Raw genomic sequence first — 25,071 nt, 5'->3', positions numbered from 1 at the left:
GTCATGCCTGATGCATCCCCCACCAGCCCACCGGACGACCTGCTGAGCCTGGATCGCCAGCTTTGCTTTGCCTTGTACTCGGCATCGCTGGCGATGACCAAGCTTTACAAGCCGCTGCTGGCGCCCCTGGGCCTGACCTACCCCCAGTACTTGGTGATGATGGTGCTGTGGGAGCACGCAGACCTCACCGTCAATGACCTGGGCAAGCGATTGCAGCTGGATTCGGGCACCCTCACCCCCCTGCTCAAGCGGCTGGAGGCCGCGGGCCTGGTCAAACGCCAGCGCGATCAGGAAGACGAGCGCCGGGTGCGCATCACGCTCACCGCAACAGGCCAGACGTTGAAAGAACAGGCTCAGGGCATTCCCCTGGCTGTCGGCTGCCAACTGGACATGAAGAGCCAAGAGTTGGTGTCCTTGCGCACCACCCTGAGCCACTTGCGCGACCGTTTGAACCCCACTTGAAGCGTGACATACCCACGTTAATGCTCCGGAAGTTCGCCCCGCCCACGTGCATGAGGGGGTTCCGCATCACCGATGTCCAATGACTTCTGACAACATGAACATATTGTTACCAATGAGCCAATCGTGGCAATGCATATGTGGATCCCCGACTCGCTTTACAAACTGCTGCCCTTTGTCTACGCCCTGGTCGGCGCAGCCCTGATTCCCATCTTTGGTTTCAGCGGACCAAGCATGGTCAGCGCCATCTTGCTGCTGGCGGCTTCAGTGCTGACCACCTTGTGGCGCTACCGTCCTCAAGATGACGCCCCGAAAGCGATGTCGCCCAGCGTTCGCGACGAATGGGAAAAGCGCAAGGAACGGCGCACGGAAAGCATGCCGCTGGACGGCTTTCAGTAAGCACTCTTCGTCAAGGTGCAACTCAAGCGCGTAAACTTGATAGCATCTTTGGATGGACCCGCAAGCGCCTCTGTTTGACACCGACCAGACCTGCGTGGAACTGGCCGAAGGCTTCTTCATGCTGTCGGCCTTCATTGACACTGCGCCACTGCTGGCGCAGATCGAGTTGATCGCGACCGAGGCGATGTTCAGGCACATGCAGGTGGGCGGCGGCAAGCACATGTCGGTCGCCATGAGCAACTGCGGCCCCTGGGGCTGGACATCTTCAAGCTCAGGCTACCAATACAGCCACACCGACCCGCTGACCCAGCGCCCCTGGCCGAGCATGCCCCCCAGCTTCATGGCCTTGGCCCAAGCCGCGGCGGCAGCGGCAGGGTTTGACGATTTCGAGCCCGACGCCTGCCTCATCAACCGCTATGCCCGCGGTGCCGCGTTGGGCGTTCACCAGGACCGGGACGAGCGCGACCTGGGGCAACCCATAGTCTCGGTCTCCATCGGTGCGACAGCAACCTTCCAGCTGGGCGGTCTCAAGCGCTCCGAGTCCTTGCGCTCATTGCCGCTTCATGACGGCGACGTGCTGGTGTGGGGCGGCCCATCGCGCCTGCGCTTTCATGGCGTCAAGGCGCTCAAACCCACGGCAGGCGGGCCGGACACTCGCCACAATCTAACCTTCCGAAAAGCGAAGTGAGCCCCACAGGTGCGCCGCCACGAGCGAGCGCCAGGGCGCGAACTGCTTGAGCCAGGCCTCGGTCTGCGCGGCGCTCACCTTGTCGGCCTGGCCCAGCAGGCGCTGCAAGGCATTGCGCACGGCCACATCGCCGTGAAGCGATCCATCCGCGTGCCCAAAGCCCCGCAGCAAGGTGTAGTTGACGGTCCAGGGCCCCACTCCCTTGATGGCCAAAAGCGCGGCCTCCATGGCGGGCACCGCCAGTGGCACGGCCATCCAGTCATCCAGAGGCAAGCGGCCCTCGCTGGCCAGCCGACTGATGGTCAGGATGGTCTGGGTCTTGGCCACAGAGAACCGGGCCTCGCGCAGTTGATCCGCATGGAGTTGCGCCACGCCCTGCGCATCAGGGTGGCACCACAAGCCGCTGGAGTGTTGCCGCCCACCCAACAGAATCAGCCTGCGGCGCAACTGCGAGGCCACGCCCACGTTGATCTGCTGGCCCGTCACCGCCCAGATCAAGGCTTCAAAAGGCGTGGCGGCCATGGGCACCCGCAAGCCGCTTTGGGCCAGCACCAACGCGCCCAACTCCGGATGAGCGACATGCAGGGCCTCGAAAGCATCTACATCCATGCGAAGGCCCAGCAGCCGCCTGGCCAGGTCTTCAAGCTCCAACACCGATGCGCTGCCCACGGGCCCATCGACAGACAAACTGCACCACGCCTCAGCGGGTGACAGCTTGAGCTCGACCACGACAGGAAAGCCCCGCAGCACGATGCCTTTGCTAAGGTGTGCCCCCTGTACAGATTCCGCCGAGGACTGCGCATCACGCCCATGAAAAGCCAGCACATCAGCCTGCCGATAGTTGGCCGGCAATGGAATCACGCACTCAAGTGGCATCATGAAAAATCACCCCAGTGGTGAAGCGCTGGCCCATGGTCAGCTCGCTCACCCCATGCCGCAGGTTGACGCGATAGCTGCCGCGCGTGCCCTGCACCGGCCGATGATGCACCGCAAAGATGACGCCCTCGCCCTGCCCCAGGGGCACCACATGAGGTCGGCTTTGCATGCGTGGCCGCTGCTCCACCAGCACGAATTCGCCGCCCTCAAAGTCAAGGCCGGGCCGCGACAGCAAGAAAGCCACTTGCAGGGGGAACACATGCTCGCCATACAGATCCTGGTGCAAGCAGTTGTAGTCGCCCACCTCGTATTTCAGGATCAAGGGCGTGGGCCGCGTCTGGCCGGCCTCATGGCAACGTGCCAGCATGGATGCCAGGTCCTTGGGGTAACGCGTTGTGATGCCCATCAACTCGTTCCAGTGGTTGGCCACATGCACCAGCAGTGGATACAAGGCTTCACGCAATGTGGCGATCACCTCAGGCAAGGGGTAATCAAAGTACTTGTATTCGCCTTGCCCAAAACCGTGGCGGCCCATGAGCACACGGCTGCGGAACAAGGCCTCATCGTCATAGCAGCCAGCCAAAGCGGCGCACTCCTCGGCACCCAGCAAGGGCCCGGTCCGTGCGAAGCCGCGTTGGTCGAGCGCAAGGTGGATTTGCTCCCAATCCAGCGCCGCCACGCGCGCTTGCAGTGCCGCGTTCAAGACTCACCACCTTCACGGCGCAACAGTTCAGCCTTGCGTGCCAGGCCCCAGCGGTAGCCTGCCAGCGCGCCACCCGTGCGAACCACGCGGTGGCAGGGAATGGCCACCGCGATCTGGTTGTTGGCGCAGGCCGAGGCCACGGCCCGAACCGCCGTCGGCTGCCCCAGGCGTTGCGCCAGCTCGGTGTAACTCACGGTCTGCCCACAAGGGATGCTTTGCAGCGCCTGCCACACGCGCCGCTGGAACACCGTGCCCTGCACATCCAGAGGCAAGTCCAGCGAACCCGCGGGGTGGGCCAGGTAGCTCAGGATCTGAGTCACCCACTGTTTGAAAAGCCCGTCGCCAGCCTGCAGCGTCGCTTTCGGAAAGCGCGACTCCAAGCGCTCCAGCAGGGCTTGCTCGGTGTCGCCAAATTCGATCGCGCAAACCCCACGCGGGGTGGCTGCCACCAACATCATCCCCAGAGAGCAAGGCTCAATCGTGTGCCGGATGTGCTCGTTCGCCCCGCCTTGCCGAAAGCTGCTCGGCGACATGCCCAGGTTTGCACCGGCGCCCTCGTAAAAACGGCCGGAGGAACTGAAGCCCGCGTCATACAGGGCCTCGGTCACGGATGGCGCGTCCTTCAAAGCCGAGCTCACCCGCTTGGCCTGCACCGCCTGTTGGTACTGCTTGGGCGTCAGCCCGGTGGCCGCTTTGAAAATGCGGTGGAAATGGTGGGGGCTCAGGCCCACCTCGGTGGCCAGGTCGTCCAGCGACAACCCGGACTCACTTTGCGCCATGGCCTGGCAAGCCTGCAGCACCAGCTCGTGGCGCGCATGCTCTTGCGACATCCCATCGGGCTTGCAACGTTTGCAGGCCCGGTAGCCCGCGCTGGCGGCCTTGACCGTGGTGTCAAAAAATTCAACGTTCTGTCGTTTGGCGGGCCTGGCCGGGCAGGAAGGTCGGCAATAGATGCCGGTGGTCTTCACCGCGAAAACGAACTCGCCATCCAGTCGCTTGTCTTTGGCCAACACGGCGGCCCAACGCGCTTCATCCTCCATGACAACACCCCATCGTTGATCAGAAGGCCTCAGTATTCGCGCTCAATGCTGCCCGCGCACTCCGCCTCTTGCTTTCAAATTCGCATCATCATCAGCCGCCGCGATCTCGCGGTCCATGCCCTGGATGCATTCTTGCATTTGGGCACGGCACCGCTCGATCAGCGCGGGCATGTCATCCAGGCTCAGCCCTGCGGTCGGGATGGCGGGCAGCGAACGAACCTTCACCGTGCCACTGTGCCAGCGGTTCAGGTGCATGTGGTTTTTGTAGTTGCTGGCGCACAGGGGAATGATCGGCACACCCGCATTGATGGCCATTTGAAACGCCCCCTTCTTGAAGGGCAGCAAACCCTTGCCCAGGTTGCGCGTGCCCTCGGCAAACACCCAGATCGAGGTGTCCTTGTGCTGCAAGGTCTCGGTGGTCATCAGCATGGCCTGTTTGGCCTGCTCCGCATTGGCGCGGTTGATCAGCACATTGCCCGCGAGCCAGTAGATCTGGCCAAACAGCGGCACCCACTTCAGGCTCTTTTTGCCGATGGTCACGGTGCGCTCGGGCACCAGGCTGCCCAGCACAAACAGGTCGTAGTTGGACTGGTGGTTGGCCACGATCACGCACGAGCGTTGATGCTGCATCAAACCTTGGGCATCCATCTCCAGCTTCAGGCCCAGGATGCGCAAGGCAGGCACCGAATAAATGCGCGCGCACAAGCGGCTGTTGTCTGGGTTGAATGGCCTGCATACGCCGATCAGCATGCCCAGAACGCCCGACACCAAAAAGTGCACAAACATCAAAAGCATTCGCACGGAATAAAGCATCAGGTCGCCCATCAAGTAGTGGCGCAAAGTGTACGCGGCCCCGCGCGAGCACCGGTTTTGTTCCCACCCGTAAAATTGCGCATGAGCAGCGCGACCACCCTCCAACCCACCCAGGATTTCCGGACCATCGGCCTCATCGGTCTGGCCCATGGCACCTCGCATTTCCACCACATGCTGCTGCCGCCGCTGTTCCCGCTGTTCATCCGTGACTTCGGCTTGAACTACTCCCAGCTGGGCTTGTTGGTCACCCTGTTTTTTGTCATCTCGGGCGTGGGCCAAGCGCTGGCGGGTTTTCTGGTGGACCGCGTGGGTGCCCGCCCCGTGCTGTTGGCGGCGATGGCTTGCTTTGTGGCAGCTTCGCTCGCCGCCGCTGCCGCGCACAGTTATCACGGCCTGATGCTGGCCTCGGCCCTGGCCGGCCTGGGCAATGCGCCCTTCCACCCCGCCGACTTCACCATCCTCAACAAGCGTGTGTCAGCGCCTCGCCTGGGCCACGCCTTCTCCATCCACGGTATTTCGGGCAATTTTGGCTGGGCTTTGGCGCCCGTGTTTTTGATCGGCATCAGCACCTGGGCGGGCGACTGGCGGGCCGCCTACCTGGGCACCGCCTTGATCGGCCTGGCCGTGCTGGCGCTGCTGCTGCTCAACCGCGATGCCATCGACGACCGCCAAGGCAGTTGGGGCCATGAACACGCGGCCACTTCGGGGCAACAGGTCGCCAGCGAGCACCCGATGGCCTTTTTGAAGCTGCCCTCGGTGTGGCTGTGCTTCTCCTTCTTTTTCTGGACCACGGCCGCGCTCAGCGCCATCCAAAGTTTCGCCAGCCCGGCCCTGGGCAGCATGTATGGCCTGCCGGTGTCGACCACCGCCTTCGTGGTCACCGGCTACATGCTGTGCGGAGCGGTGGGCATGGTGCTGGGTGGTTTCCTGGTCGCCAGGGTCGAACGGCTTGAGCGCACCATCGCCGCCGCCATGACCATGGCCGCCCTGCTGCTGCTTTTAACCGCGACTGGCTGGCTGCCGCCCTACCTCGCGGCTGGCGTGGCGGCATTGGCGGGCTTTGGCACCGGCCTGGCCGGGCCCTCCCGGGACATGCTCATCAAGCGCGCATCGCCTCCCGGCGCCACAGGCCGCGTCTACGGCACCGTTTACTCGGGGCTGGATTTGGGCTTTGCCGTGGCCGCGCCCATCTTCGGCGCCATGCTAGACCACGGGCACCCCAGCGGCATCTTCTATGGGGCGTCGTTCGTGCTGGTGTTGGGCATCGCCTCAGCCAGCTTGGTCGGCCTGCGCATGGCCCGTGGCACCGCCAACCGGCCCGCTTTGGCGTAACACCGCGATCGCCTCACGCGACCAGGTGATCCAGCTTTCTTCGTACATGATCCCGGTCTTCAGGATCATGTGTTGGATCTGAGCCTCGCGCGCCAGCGGCTGCTTGTCCGCCCCAAAGTCACGCTGCTCAATGGCGCGGTAGGCCTGCAGCTTGGCCTGGTGCAAAGCCAGCCTGCGCTCCAGTTCGATGTCCAGCCCCAAGGGGCCCACCACGGCATCGGCGCGCAAGCGCACCATCAACTCGTCCCGCATGTCCATGGGCGCGGCAGGCTCGCGCGCCCAACGCTGCAACTCCTGCTCACCATCGCTCAGTACGCGGTAAATGCGCTTGCGGGTTTTGCCACCACCGGGGGCCGCTTCAGAAGCGATCCAGCCCGCCTTTTCCATGCGGGCCAGCTCACGGTAGATCTGCTGGTGGGTGGCGTGCCAGAAAAATCCGATCGACTTGTCGAAGCGCCGGGCCAGGTCGTAGCCCGACGAGGACTTTTCAAGCAGGGAGGTCATCAAGGCATGGGACAGGGACATCTTCTTAGTCTAAGACGCCACAGAGGTAGACTTTGGCCCATGCATGCCAATTTTGGAGACCTCTTTGCTCAGTGAGACACGCCGGTGGCTATGGCGAGGGCTGGCGGTGCTGTGCCTCGCCCTGGGTGTGATTGGTGCGGTCCTGCCGGTGATGCCCACGGTGCCCTTCGTGCTGGCAGCGGCCTGGGCCGCCGGCAAAGGCTGGCCCGCGCTTGAAGCGCACTTGCTGAATCACCCCACGTTCGGTCCACACATCCTTCATTGGCGTGACCATGGCGCCGTGCCCCGCAAGGCCAAATGGCTGGCCTGCTCGATGATGTCGTGCAGCGCCATCATGCTGTGGTTTCTGCCCATCCCCGACTGGCTGCGCTGGGGCGTGTATGGCACTTTTTTGGTCGTGGGCCTGTGGTTGTGCACACGGCCAGCACCGCCCCCCCGGCCAGCAACAACGCCACACTGAGGGGTTCAGGCACAGCGGTGGCCGTGGCGCTCACATTGTCCAGCCCGATGTAGTTCGCCCCTTTGGACCCAATGAAGGTGAGCGGGGTCGTCGAAGCGTTGGCGACAAAGACAAAAGAAGAGAGCTGCCAGTCGTTGTTGGTGCCCGTGGTCGGGCTCGTGAAGGTGGCCGATTGTCCGGCGGCGCTCACGGTCACCGCCGAGGGGCGCCCCCAGCGGTTCGAACTGCCCAGGTAAAACTCCACGGTGTATTCATGGCCAGGCGTGGTGGTCAGCGTCTGCTGCAAACCGCTGAATGGCGGTCCGGCGGCGTAGTCGGACAGGTCCAGAAAAAAGCTGCCGTCTTGCGCATCCAGCCCCCACGGATCCCCAACCCCAATCCAGGCCAGCGAATCATTCACGATTTGCCATCCAGCGATGTTGCTCGCCCCGGGACTGAGCGTCATCGTCTGGCTGCCTTGCGGCACGAACGTGCCGGACTCAAAACTACCATTGGTGATCAGGTTGGCATGAGCAGCGCTACAGACCAAGCAAGCCAGTCCGATGGCAGTCGTTTTGAGATGCGATGACATTTGAATCCCCTGTGGATGGTTCGGCCACACAGTTTGTCATCTTGGTACGTAGACCGACACCCCTAATTTGGCACCTCCGTTGGTCTGGACGTCAGCGCTTGACCACCAAGGTTCCCGCGAGCTGGTCGTGCCAGCCGCTGGGTGGGGTGAATGGGTTGGTGGTCATGGCTGTGAAGGTCGTGGGTGGGCTTGGCGCATCAAATCAATGTAGCGCTGCGCGCCCAGCCCCAGCGGCCGCTCCTTGATCCACACCACATCGGCCCACAACCGCACCTCGTTCGACATGTTGGCAAAGCCAATCTCCACCAGCGTGCTCGGCCCCATGTGCGGCGTGGTGAGCGAGCGCGGCAGGTAAGCCCAGCCCAGACCCGACTGCACCAGGCTCAGCGCCGTCTGCGGGTTGTCGGTGCGCCAGACCTGGCGGGACAGCAGCAGGCGCGGGTCGATCTGCTCCTCGTCGCGGCCCACCACCACCATCTGGCGCAGATCCAGCAAGTCGGCCGGGCGCAGGCGCTGGTTGGCAGCGCTCAGCGTGGCCAGCAAGGGCGGCGCGATCACGGCAGTGAGCGTTTCACTGCTGAACTCCTGAAAGCCTTCCTTTTCGTCGATGGCCGTGCGCTCGAACACCAGGGCCAGTTGCACGCTGCCGCTGTGCAGCATCTGCAAGGCGTCGGCCTGCGGCGCGGTCAGGATCTCGACCTCCAACGCCGGGAACTCTTGCGCCAGCACCGCCAACGGCGCCTGCCACGCAGCGGTCAGCAACTCGGGCGCGATGGCCATGCTCAGGCGCCGCTCAAGCCCCCGGTGCAATGACAAGGCGTGGCCTTGCAGCATGCGCAGTTGGTGGGCCAGTTGCCGTGCAGCGGGCTCCAGCGCCTTGGCCGCCTCGGTGGCCGTGGGCTCGCGGCCCGTGCGGTCAAACAAGACCAGGTCCAGCTCGGCCTCCAGCTGGGCGATGGCCATGCTCACGGCCGAAGGCACTCGGCCCAGTGTGCGTGCGGCGGCCGAGAACGAGCCTTGGTCCAGCACAGCCAGGAAGAGGTTCACGTTGTCGCTGTCGAATCCGGTCTTCATGCCTATCAATTTAACTGAAACATGCTGACTTTTGTTTTCAAGAATTCAGACATACAGTGAGCGCCATGCAAGGTCTCAAACGCAAACTTATCTACGTCACCCTTTTCGAGCTGATCGCCATCTGCATGAGCAGCACGCTGCTGGCGCTCATCTCCACGCGCGATTCGCTCGTGTACGCCGGCATGGCGGCCGTGGCCTCATCGGCCATCGCGCTGGTGTGGAACCTGATCTATACCTCGGCGTTCGAGTACTGGGAGGCGCGGCAGGCCAAGAAAGGCCGCGGGCTGCTGCGCCGTGCGGTGCACGCCTTGGGCTTCGAGCTGGGGCTGGTCGTGCTGCTGGTGCCACTGTTCGCAGCGCTGCTGGGGCTGAGCCTGTGGGATGCCTTTGTCTACGACCTGGGACTGATGGTGTTTTTCATGGTCTACACCTTCCTGTTCAATCTGGGGTTTGACCATGTGTTTGGGTTGCCGGCGTCGGCAATGCCTGCGCCAATGGCTGTTGCAGATCCATGCCACGGCCGCACCTAGTCACGTGACGGTCAACGCAACAATCCAAACCCCGAAATCGGGGGTTTTTTTCATTTCTCGAAAATGTTATAAATATGCCACATTGGGAGGATCATGAAGTATATAAAAATGTTGGCAATATCTGCCGCTTCTATTTTCATCACCGCATGCGGTGGAGGCGGGGACGCCAACAATGAGCCACCCCCTTCAGTAAAGCCTTTGGCTGAGCAGTCAGACCAATCCGCACGGTCATTCTCCATAGATCTTGAAACACAGACAACAGTGTCACTGCTGGATTCAAGCCATATGGACACCATTGACGGACCTTCTATTTCTACCTTGATTGCTGCCGATCTTGTTGGAAAACCAAGCTCTATTAAAATAAATGGCGGCAGTGTTGGCAATGGCGTTTTTGGGACGCCCCTTGTGTTTCAGCCCACAATACCCATTCCATTTTCATCAAAAACGATTGAAATCAATGGCGAGCCCACCATTCAATTCAAAGCAGGTGGCATGATCTCGACCTCTGGGGCCATCCAATATTTTGACGCCGCATTGCAAATACCCAGCAACGCTAGATTTAAGCATGCCGGCATGGGTAATTGGAAATACGTTGGGGACAGGCAATCAGGTTATTGGTCTGGTCAAAAGATAGCGGTTGGCAGCTTCATATTTGGAAAAACAACGCCTGAAGGTACACTTCCAACCTCCGCTTCCAGAGAATATAATGGCGTCGCCCAAGGTGCAGTTGAAGCGGGAGGCAGCAGTTACAATTATTCATTTAACCAAGCCACAATGAGAGCAAATATTTATATTGATTTCTCAAGTAAAACAGTGCAGATTTCACTCACGAGAAATCAAGACTGGGGAAACAACAATAACGAAAAATCAGTGATTACAAGTTTCATGCAGCGCAACTATCCTGAAACCGCCATCTACGATATTAGTTGCTCTGGCACCATTGACACAACAACTAATCATTTTTCATGCGCTGTTGCAGGCCAGGCATTGTCCGGCAACATCAATGGAAAGCTTTTTGGCCCAACCGGAACAGAAGTCGCTGGTACTTATGTTTTGAGCAGCTACGGTAATCAAACTATTGCTGGCGGATTTGTTGCTGCCCAAGCTCCCTGAGCGCACCGGTTTGAGTGTTGCCTGGGCGTTTCGAGCGGTCGGGCCACAATGCACACATGACCCTTCAATCCGTCCAAGCCTTCCTCGATCAACACGCGCCCGACATCACCATCCTGCAAACGCCGGAGCCCACCGCCACCGTGTTTGACGCGGCTCGGGTGCATGGCGTGGCGCCCGCGCAGATCGCCAAGACGCTGTCGCTGTGGCTGAAGGACGAGGTGATCCTGCTGGTGATGGGCGGTGATTGCCGCCTGGACAACCGGCGCTTCAAGGAACACTTTGGCAGCAAGGGCAAGATGCTGAATGCCGAAGAGGTGGTGCAGTGGACCAGCCATCCGGTGGGCGGGGTGTGCCCGTTTGGCTTGCCGCATCCGCTGCGGGTGTTCGCGGATGTGTCGTTGCGGCGGTTTGAGGTGGTGTTGCCAGCCGCCGGGGCCATCAACGCGGCGGTGCGGATTTCACCTGAACGCCTGGCGCAAGTGGTACAGGCCGATTGGGTGGATGTGGCGCAACTGCCTGAGGAGGCCCCTTCCTTGAAGCAGTTATTGCTGTCTGACCAAGCGCGTGCCGACTTGATCGCGCCTGTTCATGGCGAAACCAAGCGGCGCAAGGCCGAGCCTCTGTAACGGCCACCAGTCCGACTCACCAATCAAGCGCCCTGGCGCAGCTATGGGAAGCACCTGACCCCTTGGCTGAGTTCCGTTCGCGAACGCCAGCAACAACGGCGTCGGCGTCAATGCCTTCCCCGCTGTCAGCACCTTTTTGAATATCTGCCCTCAGGGCTTCGAGTTTGACGGCGCGGAATTTTTCTCGGTCTTCAAGAACACGCAGTGCATCGCGGATGACTTCACTGGCGCTGGCGTAGCGCCCTTGCTGAATCTGCGATTTGATGAAGGACTCGAAGTGATCGCCAATGACGTAGCTTGATGGCATGACCTTGCCTCCTGCGTTTAAACCAGAACTCAGGCTATCAAGGATTGATAGCTGTGCCAAGTAACACAGGGCGGAGCCGTCTGCTGAGGCAACTCAGACCCGGAGCAAGCCCCGGAAGCCTCTTGCGGCGTAGTACGACTGCACGCCATTGTGATAAACGAAGACTTGGCCATAGCGCCGGTCACAGAACAGGGCGCCGCCGAGGGCCCTCACCTCGGGTGGCGTGTTGATCCAGCTGGAGGTCTTCAAGTCGAAGTCGCCGAGCTTTTGCAGGGCGCGGTATTGCGCTTCGGTCAGCAGGTCGACGCCCATGGCGGCGGCCATTTCGACGGCGCTGTGGTCGGGCTTGTTCTCTTTTCGGGCGGCTCGGGCTTCGCCGTCATAACAGGTGCTTCTGCGGCCGGTGGGGCTTTCTGGGGCGCAGTCGCAGAAGGTGAATTGGCCGGACTGGGGGTCTTGGCCGATGACGTCGGGTTCGCCGCCTGTGGATTCCATGGCTTGCAGCGATTCGAAGGCGGCAGGGTTGGCTTCGAGCCTGGTGGCCACGTCGGCCCAATCGATGCCGACATGCCGGGGCATGTTTTGCTCGAAGCGGACTTTCAGGGTCAGAAGAAATTCTTTGCGATCTTGCGGTTTCATGATTTAAAGAATGAACTCACGCTTTCGTGACGGGGGTCTTCCTATACGCGCTGTTGTCGACAAGTCGCTGATCAGTTGGAAAATCCAATCCACCAAACACTTGAAAATTCATAGTCAAACACCTTGAGTCGAAGAAAAGATAACACTGTGGTTAACCAGCAGTTATACGACTGGATGGAGGCGCTCATAGACTGCTTCTGCAAGCTTGCTTGAGACCTGTGAAGTAATCTTGATGCATTCCGCGTTGTATTCAAATGTTGGGACCGCAAAAGTATGGTGGAAATCCGAAAATTCTTGGTAGAAATGTCTGCCATTTTGAGTAAAATATTTTGGCATTTCCAATATGTTACCGTCATGATGCGCGATTGCATTTCTAAAGCCTTTCAGATACTCAATTCTCTTTCTAATTCCTTTTTCAGGAAACGGTTCAATTTGAAGTGTGGCCCTAAAAAACCTCTCTGATTGCTCAAGAAAATCTCCACCCCTAAGGTCTTGCAGTCCGAAAGGTAAATTCCTCTGATTTCTTGTGTATTCGGCCAAATCTTTTATACCCGACTCAAATACAGCCCATAAAGACACCAAAAATCCACCACGAAAGACTCTGGGAAATAACTCTTCTGTATTTTTTTGCAGGATTAGTATTTCCAGGTCGACATCGTCTTGATGCATTCTTTTTTGGGCCAAAATTCGGCCAGATCGAGTTGGGTATTGATCAATAAGATGCTCAATTGACTCTTCTGTAGCTTTAAGTGCCTCTTTCAACGCGCTTAATCGTGGCGTTGGATCTGGGAATTTTGTTGCCCGATGAATAAGGCGGTCGAGATCGGCATCTTTTTTCATTTGGTCTTAGTCCGTATAGCGCCAAAGTTAAAGGGCGTTGATCCGACAGTTAGAAATCTCTTGTTAATTTAGATGCGGAATGGCAGTTCCAAATATGACTTGCTCTGCAAAATACTTAATTATTGGAATGAATTCCTCAATAATACGTTCGGTTGCTGTGAGAGGTATGTGGCACTCGTCACGCTTGTATTTGTCACTTGAGTGCACAATTGCGTTACGTACATGCTTGAGAAATTTTGCAGCATTGGATAACGCATGCCCTTCCTTGGCTGATATTTCCAACTGCTCACCAAATATAGCTCTCTTCCTTGTGTAGATTTTCTCACCATGTAGTGCCTCGAGCTTGTTTACGTGAGCTATAAATGCGTCTTCTGCTGAGAATCGCTGCAGTACCTTTCTGAGCATTTCTGTTTCATCATCTTGGGACGCCTGTTTGCGAATCAAGGAAATTACTCTGTCGAGCCCGTCAGTGCTTGTTTGAAAACTTGCGCCATTGAGTACCGTTTTAAGTTGATGGTGGAGATTGTCTTCAGCTACGCGCAAGAAATAGTATTCAAGGACGTGATAGTAAGCAAGAAAGCTTTGGCTTGAAAATGGGCTACTTCTGGCCACTTTATAGTAATTCACCAGATTTTCTTCGTAGCTCACTCTTGGCATAATCCAGTCTGACTCTGCGGGCGAATCAAGTTCAAAGAGTGCTTTCGACTCCTTCGGGGACGCTATCTCATAGCAGGTATGACGCTCCACCGCAAGCTTGAAAAGGCAGGACTTAATTTGTGCGATCGCTATTTCTTTCAAATTTGTAGGCGTGCGTCGACCTCGGACACTGTAGGTCGCAGTAAGCGGTTTCCTAAAGAGGATTGCGATTGGTCTACCAGAACTACTTGTCGTTGGTCGCGTGACTCGAATTTTTACCAACGCTAGAAAGTATCGCGCATAGTCATCGGAATCGAAGTGCGCTAAAGAATAGGGCAGTGATGCCCTGCTTATGACTACGGTGTTTCCTTTTGAGTCCTCAAAGGTTGTTTCCTCAGGCTCCCTGTATATGTCGGGATCAAGCCTGGCCAGGGGGATTTCAATGGAGTTGTTTAGAGCGTGCCCCCAATCTTTTGAGTCAAAATTTGAACTACGAGCTCGTCGGTATTGGATGAATGATGTTTCCCACTCTTCGTCGCCTCTGAACTTTGTTGTAATGCCTTCTACGGTGGTATATAGGCAGCGGTCTTGCCTTACTTCGGCCTCAACGCCAAGTGTCCGCAACCGTTGGGCGATGTGTTCGTAGATGCTCATAGATTGCTAACGCCCGAGGTAAGGGTCGCCCGCCTGGCCTTGCCTAAGCGAGTATTGAATAGAGGGCCGAGTTGGACCACCAATTAGAACCTGCCGCTTAGACGCACAATGCTTCGGCAGCAATCTTTAGTATTTCCGTCCGATCTTTGATGAATTCCTTGAAATCGTCGTTGAATAATGCGGTTGTGCATAGCGCAAAACCAAGTATAGAATCGGCATTGCTTGGCATATGGCTTTTATATGAGCTTGGAGCCGCCCCGCCAAGAGCTCGGTTGTCGGCTCTTGATATGAAGGCGAAGTTGGCCAAACAGTTTGGGCTATGGCTCTCTTGTTTTGTGATTTGCAGAAAAGCTTTTGGCATGAGATGGTGAAATTCGGCGCGATTGCTTTGCCTTAGTTTCTCTGCCAAATCGATCGGAGCGCCAGAAATAAAGCTCAACGGTGTTTGCTGCGCAAGAAGCAAGATAAATGTATTCGTGTTGACCGTTCCAATTGTAAAAATATTGGATGTGAAATAATCTTCAGTAATTGTGATTGGAAAGCCGCCAAGCGCTGATGGCTTGCCTTCGCGCAGCTTTCGCATTTCCTCGATGTCGCTGTTCAAATTTCTGAGAAGGCCGCTGCTATATCGCTTTCCGAAGCATGCACGCCAAAACCATTTGACAATAACCTTGCGTTGTTCGTCTGTGTACTTTATTTCACTATTCCCAGGCACGGCAAAGAATGCAGACAGAGGTACTAATAGGTTGGCAAATGGAAGGTTCTCCAGAGACTGGACAGAAAAATTTGTTCTTACGAAGTCGACTGCGCCTCTGATTCCGTTCAGCACCTCAGTAAATCGAGCCCGCACCGTTGCTCCGCTGAGACTCATTAACGATTCAGGTGATGCATCGCTACCTAGAATTGCAGAGCAACAGCGAAGAATTAAGTTTGAGTCATCGGCCATGCCGCCAAAGCCGAACGGTTCTAGCTGTTCGGCGAGATCCGAAAATTGCGCTTGAAGTTGGAAATCGTCACTCCACGTCCAAGCTGAAAGAAGTTGCAAGGTATCAAGTGGCACACCTTGTCTATTTACTCTCTCGAAGATAATCGCAACGGTTGCTTTATCCTCTGTTTTAAACAATTGAACGGGTATTCTGGCCTCTTTGAAAACTGTTTGCATTTCATCGATTTTCCTGGCAAGCGCCTCGTCAAATCCGGATGTTGCTTTTCTATAGGCTGTTGTATCAAAGAGAGTCTTTAGCGCAAAATGCCGCTTTGGATCGACTTCATTCGGCAACAAGGCTAAAAATTGAGACTCTTGGGCATTCTTATCGGCAGCAAAATCGAAGTAAATCCCCTGCCAAGCTTCCGTTGGCGAGCCCGTTAGTTGCGTTTGAAATACGCCAAAAATTGAAGTAATTCGTTGCTGCCCGTCGAGAACATAATCGACTGGATAGTCTTCTGCTGGCTGAGGCAAATCAAAAGGACCAAGTTTGTTTTCGGATTTTAACTGCTCTTTTGTTCGCCAAAAAAGTAGTGATCCAAATGGAAATCCTTTATATATACTGTCCATTAAGTAGGCAACGCGCTCCGGCTCCCAGACGAATCCTCGTTGAAATGCTGGTATTCTGATTTGCCCTCGTATTACGGTGTCAAGGATTTCGCGAATTGTTAGTTGATCCATGATTTTTAATTGAAGGCGTGAGCCAGGGTAGAGAGTTCTAATGCCCAGTTAACCGGCGCAAGAGCACGAAGTGCGGAGGGCACCAAAACTGGCCGTGGCCAGTTTTGGCATCTACATTAAACGCCCAGTTATGCAACAACTTACTTTTGCGGCATGTACATCCGAAGAACGCTGCAAACTATTGGGTGGATTGTTCAATTTGTGCCTTTACAGCCTTGATTGAGGCAAAAAATGATTCTGCTGCCGTCCAAACTACAGCCAAAGCGCCGAGAACAATTGCAACGCGCTGATCTGATAGCTTTCCGAGCGTAAGATCGTCCGCGGTTAATGCAATATAACCGAGGTGAAAGCCAACGACCGCCCCGGTCCAAGCCAAAAGAACCACTGCAACTTGGTTGAGTTCGGGTACTTTATTGCAGGCAAAATAGCTATATATAAAAAACAACGCGCCCGCCGCTGTGCCTATGTAGAGGCCGACTAGATTGGGGTTGCTCATTTCTTTGACCCCTTGGATGAGCTACCCCCAAGAAGTGCGCCGAGGATCCCTCCAAGAAGCACGCCACCAACTCCTGGGATAATCATATTGCCTACAACAACACCGCCAACCGTGGCCGCAAGCACTTGGGCATTCTTGTCGCCGGGGGTGACAATCGTCTGCTTGCTTTGCGTCACTTTTCCTTGAACGAGAACTCGCTTTGCAGCTGGCTTCTTCCTCGCAGGGCCTTGCGGCACCTTTTTTGTTGTCTGTCGCTTGTTCATTCTTATCTACTGTTGAGGAATAGTTAACCGGTGAATTTCCAGGCGACTTTGGCGGTTTAAATAACTGCCATGGCCTTCTTATGCGCCACCTAACTATACTTAGGACGTCAAAAATGCATGCATTAATTTCGGCTATCGAGATACGCGCCAACTTTGATGAATACACCAATTGCGGCCTTGATACGCCAATCCATGCCTCCCGGCAAGCGTAGTGATCTAAAACATCTCAACGGGCTCCCTATTCGCCGCCGTGAGCAATTCGTCACAAACGGAGCGCATTCAGCATAGACCACGTCCTGTTACAGGTCAATTCTTGGCGCCACCAACCTCACTCGCGGCCCTTTAAATGTGGCGCGCCGCCCTAAAACACTCAAGCCCCACTGTCCAATCCTGGCGGGCACGACCCAAATAGCCCGACGCAACTCTCAAAAAGCCCCACGTTCCAGCCCCAAAGTCCTCGCGCGCAAGCCTTCAACACTCGGCGCGCAACCCTAAAGCCGTTGCGCACAAGGCTCTAAACCTTGCGCACGCCCCAAAAAGACTCGCCCGCCCCGCCCATACAGCCTCGCACGCAACCCTCCAACCCCGGCGCGTCGCCCTCAAACCCTTGCGCGCAAGGCTCCGATGCCTTGCGCGCAACCCTCAAAGCCCCACCCCGCAAGCCCAAAAGCCCCGCGCTCCGCTCTCAAACACCCGCCCACCACCCTCAAACCCTTGCGCGCAAGGCTCCACATCCTTGCGCACGCCCCAAAAAGGCTCACCCACCACCCTCTTATGCAACCAGTTGCATAAAAACCCCTCTTCCCCTACAGTCATGCAACCAATTGCATAACCCCTCTCGCTTGCAAGGCCCCCACACATGTCCACGCCCTACCCCCACCTCCTGCAACCCCTCGACCTCGGCTTCACCATCCTGCCCAACCGCGTCCTCATGGGCTCCATGCACGTGGGCCTGGAAGAGGCCAAGGACGGCTTCAACCGCATGGCCGCCTTCTACGCCGAGCGCGCACGCGGCGGCGTGGGTCTGATCGTGACCGGCGGCATCGCCCCCAATGACCAAGGCGCGCCCTTCCCCGGCGGCTCGCGCCTCACCACGCAAGAAGAGGCCGACCACCACAAGGTCGTGACCGAGGCCGTGCACCGCGAAGGCGGCAAGATCGCGCTGCAGATCCTGCACTTCGGCCGCTACGCCTACCACCCCGGCCTGGTCGGCCCCAGCGCCATCAAGGCACCCATCAGCCCCGTCGCGCCGCGCGCCCTCACGGCTGATGAGGTCGAGCAAACCATCAGCGACTACGTGCGCTGCGCCGCCCTGGCCCAATCGGCCGGTTACGACGGCGTCGAGGTCATGGGCTCCGAGGGCTACCTGATCAACGAGTTCATCGCCGCCCGCACCAACCAGCGCGACGACGAATGGGGCGGTAGTTACGAAAACCGCACCCGCTTCCCCATCGAGATCGTCAAGCGCACGCGCGAACGCGTGGGCCCCAACTTCATCATCATCTACCGCCTGTCCATGTTGGATCTGGTTGAAGGCGGATCCACGTTTGACGAGGTGGTGCAACTGGCCAAGGCGGTTGAAGCCGCCGGCGCCACCATCATCAACACGGGCGTGGGCTGGCACGAAGCGCGCATCCCCACCATCGCCACCAAGGTGCCGCGCGCGGCCTTTGCGTGGGTTACGCAGAAGATGAAGGGCCACGTCAAGATCCCGCTGATCGCCACCAACCGCATCAACACGCCCGAGGTGGGCGAGCAACTGCTGGCCGATGGCTTTTGCGACATGGTCTCGATGGCGCGCCCGCTGCTGGCCGACGCCTTCTTCGTGCAAAAGGCCGCCGAAGGCCGCGCCGACGAGATCAACACCTGCATCGGTTGCAACCAGGCCTGCCTGGACCACACCTTCGGCGGCAAGATCACCTCCTGCCTGGTCAACCCACGTGCCTGCCACGAGACCTTGCTGAACTTCGTGCCCACGACGCAAGCCAAGCGCATCGCCGTGGTCGGCGCAGGCCCGGCCGGCCTGAGCTTCGCCACCTACTCGGCTGAGCGCGGCCACGATGTCACCTTGTTCGAATCCGGCCCCGATGTGGGCGGCCAGTTCAATGTGGCCAAGAAGGTGCCGGGCAAAGAAGAGTTTTATGAAACCCTGCGCTACTTCCGCAAGCAGTTGCAGCTCACGGGCGTGACAACGCGCTTCAACCAGCGCGTCACCGCGCAAGAGTTGATCGACGGTCAGTTTGACGAAGTGGTGCTGGCCACGGGCGTCTCGCCCCGCACGCCGCCCATCGAAGGCATCACCCATCCCAAGGTGCTGAGCTACCTCGATGTGCTGCGCGATGGCAAGCCCGTGGGCAACACCGTGGCCATCATCGGCGCGGGCGGCATCGGCTTCGACGTGGCCGAGTACCTCACGCACGCCGGCGAAAGCGCCAGCCTCAACCCGGCCAAGTTCTACGCCGAGTGGGGCATCGACACCAGCTACGCCGGCCGTGGCGGCATCAAGCCCGCTGATCTGGAAAAGTCACCCAAGCAGGTCTACCTGCTGCAGCGCAAGACCAGCAAGGTGGGCGACGGCCTGGGCAAGACCACGGGCTGGATCCACCGCACGGGTTTGAAGAACCGCGCCGTGCACATGATCGCGGGCGTCACGTATGACAAGGTGGACGACGCCGGCCTGCACATCACCGTGGGTGGCGAGCCCAAGCTCATCCCCGCCGACACGGTGATACTGTGCGCGGGCCAAGACCCCTTGCGCGAACTGCAGGCCGATTTGCAAGCCGCTGGCTGCAAGGTGCACTTGATTGGGGGCGCCGACGTGGCCGCTGAGCTGGATGCCAAGCGCGCCATCAAGCAAGGCGCCGAACTGGCCGCCGCCATCTGACCTCGTTGCACGCCCAGGAGCATTTCATGACCAACCAACTTCAACCCGCCGCAGCCGCCTCCCTGGCCTTGTGGCACGAGATGGTGTCCCTTCAAGACATGGGCAGGCTGCCCACCATCCTCAATGACAACGCCGCATTCCGCTCGCCCATGGCTTTCAAGCCGTATGTGAGTGCAGCGGCCGTCAACCTCATCCTCAACACCGTGATGAAGGTGTTCACCCAGTTTGAATACCACCGCCAACTGGTGTCCGAGGACGGCCTGAACGTGGTGCTGGAGTTCAGCGCCGTGGTGGATGGCAAATCGCTCAAAGGCATTGACCTGATCCGCTTTGACGAAGCCGGCCTGATCGTGGATTTTGAGGTGATGGTGCGCCCCTTCAACGCCTTGCAGGCCCTGGGCGCCGAGATGGGCGCCCGCCTGGCGGCCTACCTGCCCGCGTACAAAGAAAGCAAAGCCTCATGAGCACCCCCATGGCTTACGAAACCCTCACCGTCACCCTGGCCGACCACATCGCCACCGTGCGCTTGAACCGGCCCGACAAAGCCAACGCCATGAACCTGGCCATGTGGCACGAGATCCGCCAGGCCTTTCAGTGGATCGACACCACGCCCGAGGCCCGCGTGGCCATCATCGAAGGCGAAGGCAAGCACTTCACCTCGGGCATTGACCTGACCATGATGATGGGCCTGCAAGCCCAAATCAAAAGCGATTGCGATGGCCGCACCCGCGAAAACCTGCGCCGCATGATCCTCGACTTGCAAGACACCTTGAGCAGCATCGAGCGCTGCCGCAAACCCGTGCTGGCCTCCATCCATGGCGCCTGCGTGGGCGGCGGGGTTGATCTGATCACCTGCACCGACATGCGCTACTGCAGTGCCGAGGCCTACTTCACCATCAAAGAGATCGACATCGGCATGACGGCCGACGTGGGCACCCTGCAGCGCCTGCCCAAGCTGATCAGCGATGGCATGGCACGCGAACTGGCCTACACCGGCCGCAAGTTGCTGGCCACCGAGGCCAAAGAGATCGGCCTGGTCAACCGCGTGTTCGACACGCCCCAGGCTTTGCGCGATGGTGTGCGCGAGATGGCGGCTACCATCGCGGCCAAGTCGCCGTTGTCAATCCGTGGCACCAAGGAAATGATCCTGTACGCCCGCGATCACAGCGTGGCCGATGGCCTGAACTACATCGCCACGTGGAACGCCGCCATGCTGATGTCCAGCGACCTGCAGGCGGCCATGATGGCGCAGATGAGCAAGCAGACGCCCGAGTTTCTGGACTGAAGCAAAAGCCTTGTCAATCCCGGTCAACCGGCTTGCGGGGCTTGTTGTCCGGCTTTTGAAAGGACTTGGGGCGGAACACATTGCCATCCCAGTCGCCCCGGGTGCGGGCCCGGTTGATCACGGCCTGGGCTTCTTTGGCTGCTTTTTTACTGGACACGCGCCAACGCCAGGTTTTGACCACCCAGGTGCTGGCACGATGCCAGTTGCCCAGCACGGTGCTGTCAAGCCGGTTGCGGCGTCGGGCGCCAATCATCAGCCGCACCAGCATGACCAAGCACGCGGCGGCAATCGTCAGGGCTATCGATTTTTCGATCAGAGACATTGCTCGTATCCATCCATCCTGGCCTCCATCCTAACGAATTAGGCCGCCGCCGTCCCCCCCTCCAACGTGGTGTACAGAGCCCCCAAACCTGCCAGGGCCATTGAGCCGCCCCGATGTTATGGGCGCATTTGTTTTAAAATTAAATTGCGCACAATTTAATTGACCCACCACCACTACTGTCTGGAGCACACCATGTCGCTTGAAAAAATCGTCTACACCGCCCACGCCACCGCCACCGGGGGCCGCGAAGGCCGCGCCGTATCTTCTGACAACCTGCTCGACGTCTACCTGGCGCTGCCCAAAGAAATGGGCGGCAATGGCCAAGGCACCAACCCGGAGCAACTGTTCGCTGCGGGCTACTCGGCCTGTTTCATGGGCGCCATGGGCTTCGTGGCTGGCCAGCAAAAGAAAAAGCTGCCCGATGGCACCAGCGTGCAAGGCGATGTGTCGATTGGCCCCATTCCCACGGGTTTCGGCATCCAGGCCACCTTGAACATCACCTTGCCCGGCATGCCCGCTGACGAAGCCAAGGCTTTGGTCGATGCGGCCCACATCGTCTGTCCTTACTCCAACGCCACGCGCAACAACATCACCGTGACCTTGAACGTGCTGTAACCCGCAAGCACATAAGGGCACAAATGGGCGCAAGTTTCTTGAGGAATCGGTGATAACGTGATGTTTTGACCGTGTTTTTCGGGTTGACGTCCATTGCGAAGTCAACTTAAGCTTGCGCCCCATGCCTTTTGAGTTTTGCCGCAGCAACCCAGCTTTTGCCAAAGTCGCCAGCGCCCCGCTGAGCCAGACTTTGAACGCTGGGCGCGCCGTGGTCGGCATTTTGGCGGTTTGCCTGGCATTTTCGGTCTCATCGGCCAGGGCTCAGACCTCTGGCCAGCAGCAGCAAACCCTCAGCGCTGATGCGGTGGCGGCCATCGCCGCGCTCACCGGCCAAGCCCCGGCGGCCAACACCGCACCCGCCCCTACCGAAAACACCGGCGACCCGATCAGCCGGTTTCTGTCGGACAAAGGCCTGCTCAACACCAGGCCGGTAACCCAACTGGCCCAGCAAGTTCGCGACAAAGCCACCAACGTGGCGTCTGAACTCGTGCTGTCGGCCATGAATTTTCTGGGCGTGCCCTACAAACGCGGCGGCCAGTCTTCTGAAAGCGGTTTCGACTGCAGCGGCTTCACCCGCCATGTGTTTGAAAATAGCGTGGGCCTGATCCTGCCGCGACGCGCCTCCGAGCAAGCCAATTCGCCCGACCTGGTGTCGGTCAAACAGGCTGAACTCAAGCCCGGCGACCTGGTGTTCTTCAACACCTTGCGCCACACTTTCTCGCACGTCGGGATCTACATCGGCGACAACAAGTTCATCCACTCGCCCCGCGCTGGTGGCGAGGTTCGGGTAGAAGACATGCGCCTGTCCTACTGGCAAAAGCGCTTTGACGGCGCCCGCCGCGCGCCCAAGGTCGAGGCAGCCGCCCCCACCACGCCCTGACCGCGCCAACAACCTGACATCCCCCCGGGTCACGTGGTGAAGGCGCCGCCAACATCGACCGTGCTGCCGCACAATGGCGGCCATGAGTGAGTCCACGCTGGTCCCCCTGCAACGCTTGCGAGAGCAACTGCGTTCGCCCCGCACCAGCCCCATCCTTCCCCTTCAAGGTTCCCCGTCGGCGGCACACGAGCCCATGGACAGGCTGGGCCGCCCCCTGCGCGACCTGCGCATCTCGGTGACCGACCGCTGCAACTTCCGCTGCGGCTATTGCATGCCGCGCGATGTGTTTGGCAGCGACCACCCTTTCCTGCCGCAGCCGCAATTGCTGTCCTTTGAAGAGATCACGCGCACCGCCCGCATCTTCCTGGGCCTGGGCGTGCGCAAGCTGCGACTGACGGGTGGCGAGCCTTTATTGCGCCGGCACCTGGAGCGCCTGGTGGAGCAGTTGGCGCAATTGCGCACGCTGGAGGGCGAGGCGCCCGAGCTGACCCTCACCACCAACGGATCAATCCTGGCCCGCAAAGCCCAGGCGCTGAAAGACGCGGGGCTGCACCGCCTCACGGTGAGCCTGGACGCCTTGGACGACGCCGTGTTCAAGCGCATGAACGATGCCGACTTCCCGGTGGCCGATGTGCTCACCGGCATTGAGGCCGCGCAGGCTGCGGGATTGGGGCCGATCAAGGTCAACATGGTGGTGCAGCGCGGCGTCAACGACGATCAGATCCTGCCCATGGCGCGCTACTTCCGCGGCACCGGCATCGAGTTGCGCTTCATCGAGTTCATGGACGTGGGCAACACCAACGCCTGGCAAATGGCGCAGGTGCTGCCGTCCAGCGAGGTGCGCCAGCGTATCCACGAGCAGTTTCCCTTGCAAGCCGCCACCGGCCATCGCCCAGGTGAAACGGCGGAGCGGTGGTCATATGCCGATGGCCAAGGCTCGGTGGGCTTCATCTCCAGCGTCACCAAGGCTTTTTGCGGTGATTGCAACCGCCTGCGCTTGTCCACCGACGGGCAACTGTTCACCTGCCTGTTCGCCAGCCGGGGGCACGACCTGCGCACCCTGCTGCGCGCGGACCAGGGCCACTCAGATGGCGACATCGCCGCCGGCCTGCGCCACCTTTGGTCTCAGCGTGAAGACCAATACTCGCAACTGCGTGCCCAAGGCGTGGCGCCCGAGCACCGCATTGAGATGAGCTACATCGGTGGCTGACCACGTGCTTCAGTCAGAGGTGACTGGCTGGATCTTGGCAGGCGGTGAAGGTCGTCGCATGGGCGGTGCCAACAAAGGGCTGCAGCCCTGCCAAGGCCAGGCTTTGGCAAGCTGGGTGATCCATGCCTTGCTGCCCCAGGTCGGCACCTTGCACATCAATGCCAACCGCGATCTGGATGGCTATGCGACATTGCTTGAAAAAGCGGCCTCGGCCAGCGGCCAAGTCTGGCCAGACTCGCCGGACATCAACACCTCACTCGGCCCCTTGGCCGGGATCCTGACGGGCCTGCGCCAGGTGGCCACACCATGGTTGATGGTGGCCGCCTGCGACACCCCGGGCCTGCCCTCAACGCTGGTCGAGCAACTCGGCCAACAGGCCATGGCCCACCACGCCGACATCGCTGTGCCGGTGACCCGCGACGCCCATGGTGAAACCCGCCACCACTGGACCTGCGCCCTGATCCACGCCCGCACGCTGGCATCGCTGGAGGCTGCCTTGGCCCAAGGCGAGCGCCGCGTTGGCCAGTGGGTCAAGTCTGGCGCCTGGATCGGCGTATCCTTCGACGACCCTGCAGCTTTCATCAACATCAATACCCCGGAGACACTGCATGGACCCGTCTGAGCAACCATCCAGCGTCCGAATAGCCCGCATCGGCCCCGCTGATCTGAGCGCCTACAAGGCTTTGCGCGACGAGGGCCTGCGCCTGCACATCGATGCCTTCGACAACGACATCGAAAGCGAGCATGCGCGCCCACCCGAGGGCTACATCGGCAGGCTTGGCCTGAACGACACCTTGGGTGGCACGTTTTTGCTGGGGGCCTGGCACGACCGCAAGCTGGTCGGCACCATCGGGCTGGAGCGCCAATCCCTGCAGAAGCTGCGCCACAGCGCCGAACTCAACAGCATGATGGTGAGCCCCTCGCACATGGGCGAAGGCCTGGGCGACTTGCTCATGACGGCCTGCCTCACCGAGGCCCGCAAGGCCATTGGCCTGGAGCAGATCACCCTGCGCGTCAGCACCTCTAGCACGGCCGCCATCCGCCTCTACGAGCGCGCGGGCTTCCAGGCCTGTGGTGTGGTGCCCCACGTGATCAAGCTGATCGACGGGCCCGGACAGGTCCGCTATTTCGACAAGCTGACCATGGTCATGATCCTGTAAGCCAG

The 25,071-nt window shown here is 59.2% G+C and carries 29 protein-coding genes and 2 pseudogenes; 16 read left to right on the top strand and 15 right to left on the bottom strand.

The genetic code is table 11. The annotated features are described in order from the left end of the window. Positions 1 to 3 precede the first annotated feature (3 nt). The 3 genes from PSV38_RS07035 to alkB all read left to right on the top strand — a co-directional run bounded on the left by PSV38_RS07035 (position 4) and on the right by alkB (position 1,546). A complete protein-coding gene (locus tag PSV38_RS07035) occupies positions 4 to 462 on the top strand; it encodes a MarR family transcriptional regulator (protein ID WP_300546174.1) in 459 nt (152 codons plus the stop codon). A gap of 129 nt (positions 463 to 591) precedes the next feature. Next, positions 592 to 858 carry a hypothetical protein gene (locus tag PSV38_RS07030; protein ID WP_300546172.1) on the top strand — a complete coding sequence of 89 codons (267 nt, stop codon included), beginning with the start codon at positions 592 to 594 and terminating at the stop codon, positions 856 to 858. Between the two features lie 52 nt (positions 859 to 910). Next, on the top strand, positions 911 to 1,546 hold the full coding sequence (gene alkB, locus PSV38_RS07025; RefSeq protein ID WP_300546170.1) for a DNA oxidative demethylase AlkB: 636 nt from the start codon (positions 911 to 913) through the stop codon (positions 1,544 to 1,546). On the opposite strand, the gene PSV38_RS07020 is transcribed toward alkB, so the two are convergent. The 4 genes from PSV38_RS07020 to PSV38_RS07005 are packed head-to-tail and all read right to left on the bottom strand — an operon-like array spanning position 1,523 to position 4,951. Then, entirely contained in the window at positions 1,523 to 2,425 is a 903-nt protein-coding gene (locus PSV38_RS07020) for a 3-methyladenine DNA glycosylase 2 (RefSeq protein WP_300546169.1), read from the bottom strand. The genes alkB and PSV38_RS07020 overlap by 24 nt on opposite strands. After that, positions 2,412 to 3,092, bottom strand: a complete 681-nt coding sequence (locus tag PSV38_RS07015) for a 2OG-Fe(II) oxygenase (protein ID WP_300546402.1) — start codon at positions 3,090 to 3,092, stop codon at positions 2,412 to 2,414. The genes PSV38_RS07020 and PSV38_RS07015 overlap by 14 nt, the downstream gene beginning before the upstream one ends. A gap of 29 nt (positions 3,093 to 3,121) precedes the next feature. After that, a complete protein-coding gene (gene ada / locus PSV38_RS07010; protein WP_300546167.1) occupies positions 3,122 to 4,165 on the bottom strand; it encodes a bifunctional DNA-binding transcriptional regulator/O6-methylguanine-DNA methyltransferase Ada in 1,044 nt (347 codons plus the stop codon). A gap of 42 nt (positions 4,166 to 4,207) precedes the next feature. After that, positions 4,208 to 4,951 carry a 1-acylglycerol-3-phosphate O-acyltransferase gene (locus tag PSV38_RS07005; protein WP_300546165.1) on the bottom strand — a complete coding sequence of 248 codons (744 nt, stop codon included), beginning with the start codon at positions 4,949 to 4,951 and terminating at the stop codon, positions 4,208 to 4,210. A gap of 108 nt (positions 4,952 to 5,059) precedes the next feature. Here PSV38_RS07005 and PSV38_RS07000 point away from each other — a divergent pair, with 108 nt between their 5' ends. Beyond that, the gene (locus tag PSV38_RS07000) at positions 5,060 to 6,310 is read left to right on the top strand and encodes an MFS transporter (protein ID WP_300546164.1); all 1,251 of its coding nucleotides are present in this window, start codon (positions 5,060 to 5,062) and stop codon (positions 6,308 to 6,310) included. Here PSV38_RS07000 and PSV38_RS06995 read toward each other — a convergent pair. Then, positions 6,248 to 6,835: a PadR family transcriptional regulator gene (locus PSV38_RS06995; RefSeq protein WP_300546162.1), complete on the bottom strand. Its 588-nt coding sequence runs from the start codon at positions 6,833 to 6,835 to the stop codon at positions 6,248 to 6,250. The two genes, PSV38_RS07000 and PSV38_RS06995, sit on opposite strands and share 63 nt — an antisense overlap. Positions 6,836 to 6,878: 43 nt before the next feature. Here PSV38_RS06995 and PSV38_RS06990 point away from each other — a divergent pair. Next, positions 6,879 to 7,199: pseudogene (locus PSV38_RS06990) on the top strand (YbaN family protein); the annotation flags it as partial. Here the strand turns inward: PSV38_RS06990 and PSV38_RS06985 are convergent. After that, positions 7,168 to 7,866 (bottom strand): DUF642 domain-containing protein, encoded by a 699-nt coding sequence (locus tag PSV38_RS06985; protein WP_300546161.1) that lies wholly within the window; start codon positions 7,864 to 7,866, stop codon positions 7,168 to 7,170. The pseudogene PSV38_RS06990 and the gene PSV38_RS06985 sit on opposite strands and share 32 nt — an antisense overlap. 162 nt (positions 7,867 to 8,028) lie before the next feature. Beyond that, on the bottom strand, positions 8,029 to 8,940 hold the full coding sequence (locus PSV38_RS06980; protein WP_300546160.1) for a LysR family transcriptional regulator: 912 nt from the start codon (positions 8,938 to 8,940) through the stop codon (positions 8,029 to 8,031). Between the two features lie 65 nt (positions 8,941 to 9,005). Here PSV38_RS06980 and PSV38_RS06975 point away from each other — a divergent pair, with 65 nt between their 5' ends. From PSV38_RS06975 to PSV38_RS06965, 3 genes and pseudogenes are all read left to right on the top strand, one after another. After that, entirely contained in the window at positions 9,006 to 9,470 is a 465-nt protein-coding gene (locus PSV38_RS06975) for a PACE efflux transporter (protein ID WP_300546158.1), read from the top strand. Between the two features lie 93 nt (positions 9,471 to 9,563). Next, on the top strand, positions 9,564 to 10,583 hold the full coding sequence (locus PSV38_RS06970) for a transferrin-binding protein-like solute binding protein (protein WP_300546157.1): 1,020 nt from the start codon (positions 9,564 to 9,566) through the stop codon (positions 10,581 to 10,583). 56 nt (positions 10,584 to 10,639) lie between these two features. Beyond that, positions 10,640 to 11,095 (top strand): annotated as a pseudogene (locus PSV38_RS06965) (YbaK/EbsC family protein); the annotation flags it as partial. Between the two features lie 130 nt (positions 11,096 to 11,225). Here the strand turns inward: PSV38_RS06965 and PSV38_RS06960 are convergent. The 7 genes from PSV38_RS06960 to PSV38_RS06930 all read right to left on the bottom strand — a co-directional run bounded on the left by PSV38_RS06960 (position 11,226) and on the right by PSV38_RS06930 (position 16,710). After that, positions 11,226 to 11,516: a type II toxin-antitoxin system ParD family antitoxin gene (locus tag PSV38_RS06960; protein WP_300546155.1), complete on the bottom strand. Its 291-nt coding sequence runs from the start codon at positions 11,514 to 11,516 to the stop codon at positions 11,226 to 11,228. A 93-nt stretch (positions 11,517 to 11,609) separates the two neighbouring features. Then, on the bottom strand, positions 11,610 to 12,155 hold the full coding sequence (locus tag PSV38_RS06955; RefSeq protein WP_300546154.1) for a DUF4256 domain-containing protein: 546 nt from the start codon (positions 12,153 to 12,155) through the stop codon (positions 11,610 to 11,612). Positions 12,156 to 12,317: 162 nt separating this feature from the next. Next, the gene (locus PSV38_RS06950; RefSeq protein ID WP_300546153.1) at positions 12,318 to 12,995 is read right to left on the bottom strand and encodes a hypothetical protein; all 678 of its coding nucleotides are present in this window, start codon (positions 12,993 to 12,995) and stop codon (positions 12,318 to 12,320) included. A gap of 63 nt (positions 12,996 to 13,058) precedes the next feature. Then, entirely contained in the window at positions 13,059 to 14,285 is a 1,227-nt protein-coding gene (locus PSV38_RS06945) for a hypothetical protein (protein ID WP_300546152.1), read from the bottom strand. Positions 14,286 to 14,382: 97 nt separating this feature from the next. Continuing rightward, positions 14,383 to 15,951, bottom strand: coding sequence for a DUF262 domain-containing protein (locus PSV38_RS06940; protein ID WP_300546151.1), 1,569 nt, complete (start codon positions 15,949 to 15,951; stop codon positions 14,383 to 14,385). Positions 15,952 to 16,129: 178 nt separating this feature from the next. After that, complete coding sequence (locus tag PSV38_RS06935; protein WP_300546150.1) at positions 16,130 to 16,447, bottom strand: hypothetical protein; 318 nt, start codon at positions 16,445 to 16,447, stop codon at positions 16,130 to 16,132. Continuing rightward, positions 16,444 to 16,710 (bottom strand): hypothetical protein, encoded by a 267-nt coding sequence (locus tag PSV38_RS06930; protein ID WP_300546149.1) that lies wholly within the window; start codon positions 16,708 to 16,710, stop codon positions 16,444 to 16,446. The genes PSV38_RS06935 and PSV38_RS06930 overlap by 4 nt, the downstream gene beginning before the upstream one ends. Before the next feature lie 859 nt (positions 16,711 to 17,569). Between PSV38_RS06930 and PSV38_RS06925 the strand changes: the two genes are divergently transcribed. The 3 genes from PSV38_RS06925 to PSV38_RS06915 are packed head-to-tail and all read left to right on the top strand — an operon-like array spanning position 17,570 to position 20,879. Further along, the gene (locus PSV38_RS06925; protein WP_300546147.1) at positions 17,570 to 19,594 is read left to right on the top strand and encodes an NADPH-dependent 2,4-dienoyl-CoA reductase; all 2,025 of its coding nucleotides are present in this window, start codon (positions 17,570 to 17,572) and stop codon (positions 19,592 to 19,594) included. A gap of 26 nt (positions 19,595 to 19,620) precedes the next feature. Continuing rightward, positions 19,621 to 20,058: a nuclear transport factor 2 family protein gene (locus tag PSV38_RS06920; protein WP_300546146.1), complete on the top strand. Its 438-nt coding sequence runs from the start codon at positions 19,621 to 19,623 to the stop codon at positions 20,056 to 20,058. Then, positions 20,055 to 20,879 (top strand): crotonase/enoyl-CoA hydratase family protein, encoded by an 825-nt coding sequence (locus tag PSV38_RS06915; protein ID WP_300546144.1) that lies wholly within the window; start codon positions 20,055 to 20,057, stop codon positions 20,877 to 20,879. Before PSV38_RS06920 ends, PSV38_RS06915 begins: the two co-directional genes overlap by 4 nt. 13 nt (positions 20,880 to 20,892) lie before the next feature. Here PSV38_RS06915 and PSV38_RS06910 read toward each other — a convergent pair whose 3' ends face one another. Beyond that, a complete protein-coding gene (locus PSV38_RS06910; RefSeq protein WP_300546142.1) occupies positions 20,893 to 21,201 on the bottom strand; it encodes a hypothetical protein in 309 nt (102 codons plus the stop codon). A 192-nt stretch (positions 21,202 to 21,393) separates the two neighbouring features. Here PSV38_RS06910 and PSV38_RS06905 point away from each other — a divergent pair, with 192 nt between their 5' ends. From PSV38_RS06905 to PSV38_RS06885, 5 genes are all read left to right on the top strand, one after another. After that, on the top strand, positions 21,394 to 21,816 hold the full coding sequence (locus tag PSV38_RS06905) for an organic hydroperoxide resistance protein (RefSeq protein ID WP_300546140.1): 423 nt from the start codon (positions 21,394 to 21,396) through the stop codon (positions 21,814 to 21,816). 121 nt (positions 21,817 to 21,937) lie between these two features. Continuing rightward, positions 21,938 to 22,696 (top strand): C40 family peptidase, encoded by a 759-nt coding sequence (locus tag PSV38_RS06900; RefSeq protein ID WP_366526645.1) that lies wholly within the window; start codon positions 21,938 to 21,940, stop codon positions 22,694 to 22,696. A gap of 82 nt (positions 22,697 to 22,778) precedes the next feature. After that, a complete protein-coding gene (gene moaA / locus PSV38_RS06895) occupies positions 22,779 to 23,906 on the top strand; it encodes a GTP 3',8-cyclase MoaA (protein ID WP_300546139.1) in 1,128 nt (375 codons plus the stop codon). After that, positions 23,899 to 24,528, top strand: a complete 630-nt coding sequence (gene mobA, locus PSV38_RS06890; protein WP_300546138.1) for a molybdenum cofactor guanylyltransferase MobA — start codon at positions 23,899 to 23,901, stop codon at positions 24,526 to 24,528. The genes moaA and mobA overlap by 8 nt, the downstream gene beginning before the upstream one ends. Further along, positions 24,515 to 25,066 (top strand): GNAT family N-acetyltransferase, encoded by a 552-nt coding sequence (locus PSV38_RS06885; protein ID WP_300546137.1) that lies wholly within the window; start codon positions 24,515 to 24,517, stop codon positions 25,064 to 25,066. The genes mobA and PSV38_RS06885 overlap by 14 nt, the downstream gene beginning before the upstream one ends. Positions 25,067 to 25,071 lie beyond the last annotated feature (5 nt).

This window comes from Aquabacterium sp. (genome assembly GCF_029946005.1).
Taxonomy (GTDB): domain Bacteria; phylum Pseudomonadota; class Gammaproteobacteria; order Burkholderiales; family Burkholderiaceae_C; genus Aquabacterium.
Note: the sequence above shows the minus strand (reverse complement) of the source record. Positions and strands in the feature narration are given on the sequence as shown.

Excerpts from the sequence above, each read along its gene's own strand:
- PSV38_RS06935 (WP_300546150.1), bottom strand. The coding sequence starts at position 16,447 with ATGAGCAACCCCAATCTAGTCGGCCTCTACATAGGCACAGCGGCGGGC.
- PSV38_RS06970 (WP_300546157.1), top strand. The coding sequence starts at position 9,564 with ATGAAGTATATAAAAATGTTGGCAATATCTGCCGCTTCTATTTTCATC.
- PSV38_RS06900 (WP_366526645.1), top strand. The coding sequence starts at position 21,938 with ATGCCTTTTGAGTTTTGCCGCAGCAACCCAGCTTTTGCCAAAGTCGCC.
- PSV38_RS06955 (WP_300546154.1), bottom strand. The coding sequence starts at position 12,155 with ATGAAACCGCAAGATCGCAAAGAATTTCTTCTGACCCTGAAAGTCCGC.
- PSV38_RS07035 (WP_300546174.1), top strand. The coding sequence starts at position 4 with ATGCCTGATGCATCCCCCACCAGCCCACCGGACGACCTGCTGAGCCTG.
- PSV38_RS06925 (WP_300546147.1), top strand. The coding sequence starts at position 17,570 with ATGTCCACGCCCTACCCCCACCTCCTGCAACCCCTCGACCTCGGCTTC.
- PSV38_RS06910 (WP_300546142.1), bottom strand. The coding sequence starts at position 21,201 with ATGTCTCTGATCGAAAAATCGATAGCCCTGACGATTGCCGCCGCGTGC.
- PSV38_RS06980 (WP_300546160.1), bottom strand. The coding sequence starts at position 8,940 with ATGAAGACCGGATTCGACAGCGACAACGTGAACCTCTTCCTGGCTGTG.
- PSV38_RS06930 (WP_300546149.1), bottom strand. The coding sequence starts at position 16,710 with ATGAACAAGCGACAGACAACAAAAAAGGTGCCGCAAGGCCCTGCGAGG.
- PSV38_RS06960 (WP_300546155.1), bottom strand. The coding sequence starts at position 11,516 with ATGCCATCAAGCTACGTCATTGGCGATCACTTCGAGTCCTTCATCAAA.
- PSV38_RS06945 (WP_300546152.1), bottom strand. The coding sequence starts at position 14,285 with ATGAGCATCTACGAACACATCGCCCAACGGTTGCGGACACTTGGCGTT.
- PSV38_RS06975 (WP_300546158.1), top strand. The coding sequence starts at position 9,006 with ATGCAAGGTCTCAAACGCAAACTTATCTACGTCACCCTTTTCGAGCTG.
- PSV38_RS07005 (WP_300546165.1), bottom strand. The coding sequence starts at position 4,951 with ATGTTTGTGCACTTTTTGGTGTCGGGCGTTCTGGGCATGCTGATCGGC.
- alkB (WP_300546170.1), top strand. The coding sequence starts at position 911 with ATGGACCCGCAAGCGCCTCTGTTTGACACCGACCAGACCTGCGTGGAA.
- PSV38_RS06985 (WP_300546161.1), bottom strand. The coding sequence starts at position 7,866 with ATGTCATCGCATCTCAAAACGACTGCCATCGGACTGGCTTGCTTGGTC.
- PSV38_RS06995 (WP_300546162.1), bottom strand. The coding sequence starts at position 6,835 with ATGTCCCTGTCCCATGCCTTGATGACCTCCCTGCTTGAAAAGTCCTCG.
- PSV38_RS06940 (WP_300546151.1), bottom strand. The coding sequence starts at position 15,951 with ATGGATCAACTAACAATTCGCGAAATCCTTGACACCGTAATACGAGGG.
- ada (WP_300546167.1), bottom strand. The coding sequence starts at position 4,165 with ATGGAGGATGAAGCGCGTTGGGCCGCCGTGTTGGCCAAAGACAAGCGA.
- PSV38_RS06950 (WP_300546153.1), bottom strand. The coding sequence starts at position 12,995 with ATGAAAAAAGATGCCGATCTCGACCGCCTTATTCATCGGGCAACAAAA.
- PSV38_RS07020 (WP_300546169.1), bottom strand. The coding sequence starts at position 2,425 with ATGATGCCACTTGAGTGCGTGATTCCATTGCCGGCCAACTATCGGCAG.
- PSV38_RS06905 (WP_300546140.1), top strand. The coding sequence starts at position 21,394 with ATGTCGCTTGAAAAAATCGTCTACACCGCCCACGCCACCGCCACCGGG.
- PSV38_RS06920 (WP_300546146.1), top strand. The coding sequence starts at position 19,621 with ATGACCAACCAACTTCAACCCGCCGCAGCCGCCTCCCTGGCCTTGTGG.
- PSV38_RS07000 (WP_300546164.1), top strand. The coding sequence starts at position 5,060 with ATGAGCAGCGCGACCACCCTCCAACCCACCCAGGATTTCCGGACCATC.
- moaA (WP_300546139.1), top strand. The coding sequence starts at position 22,779 with ATGAGTGAGTCCACGCTGGTCCCCCTGCAACGCTTGCGAGAGCAACTG.
- PSV38_RS06885 (WP_300546137.1), top strand. The coding sequence starts at position 24,515 with ATGGACCCGTCTGAGCAACCATCCAGCGTCCGAATAGCCCGCATCGGC.
- PSV38_RS06915 (WP_300546144.1), top strand. The coding sequence starts at position 20,055 with ATGAGCACCCCCATGGCTTACGAAACCCTCACCGTCACCCTGGCCGAC.
- PSV38_RS07030 (WP_300546172.1), top strand. The coding sequence starts at position 592 with ATGCATATGTGGATCCCCGACTCGCTTTACAAACTGCTGCCCTTTGTC.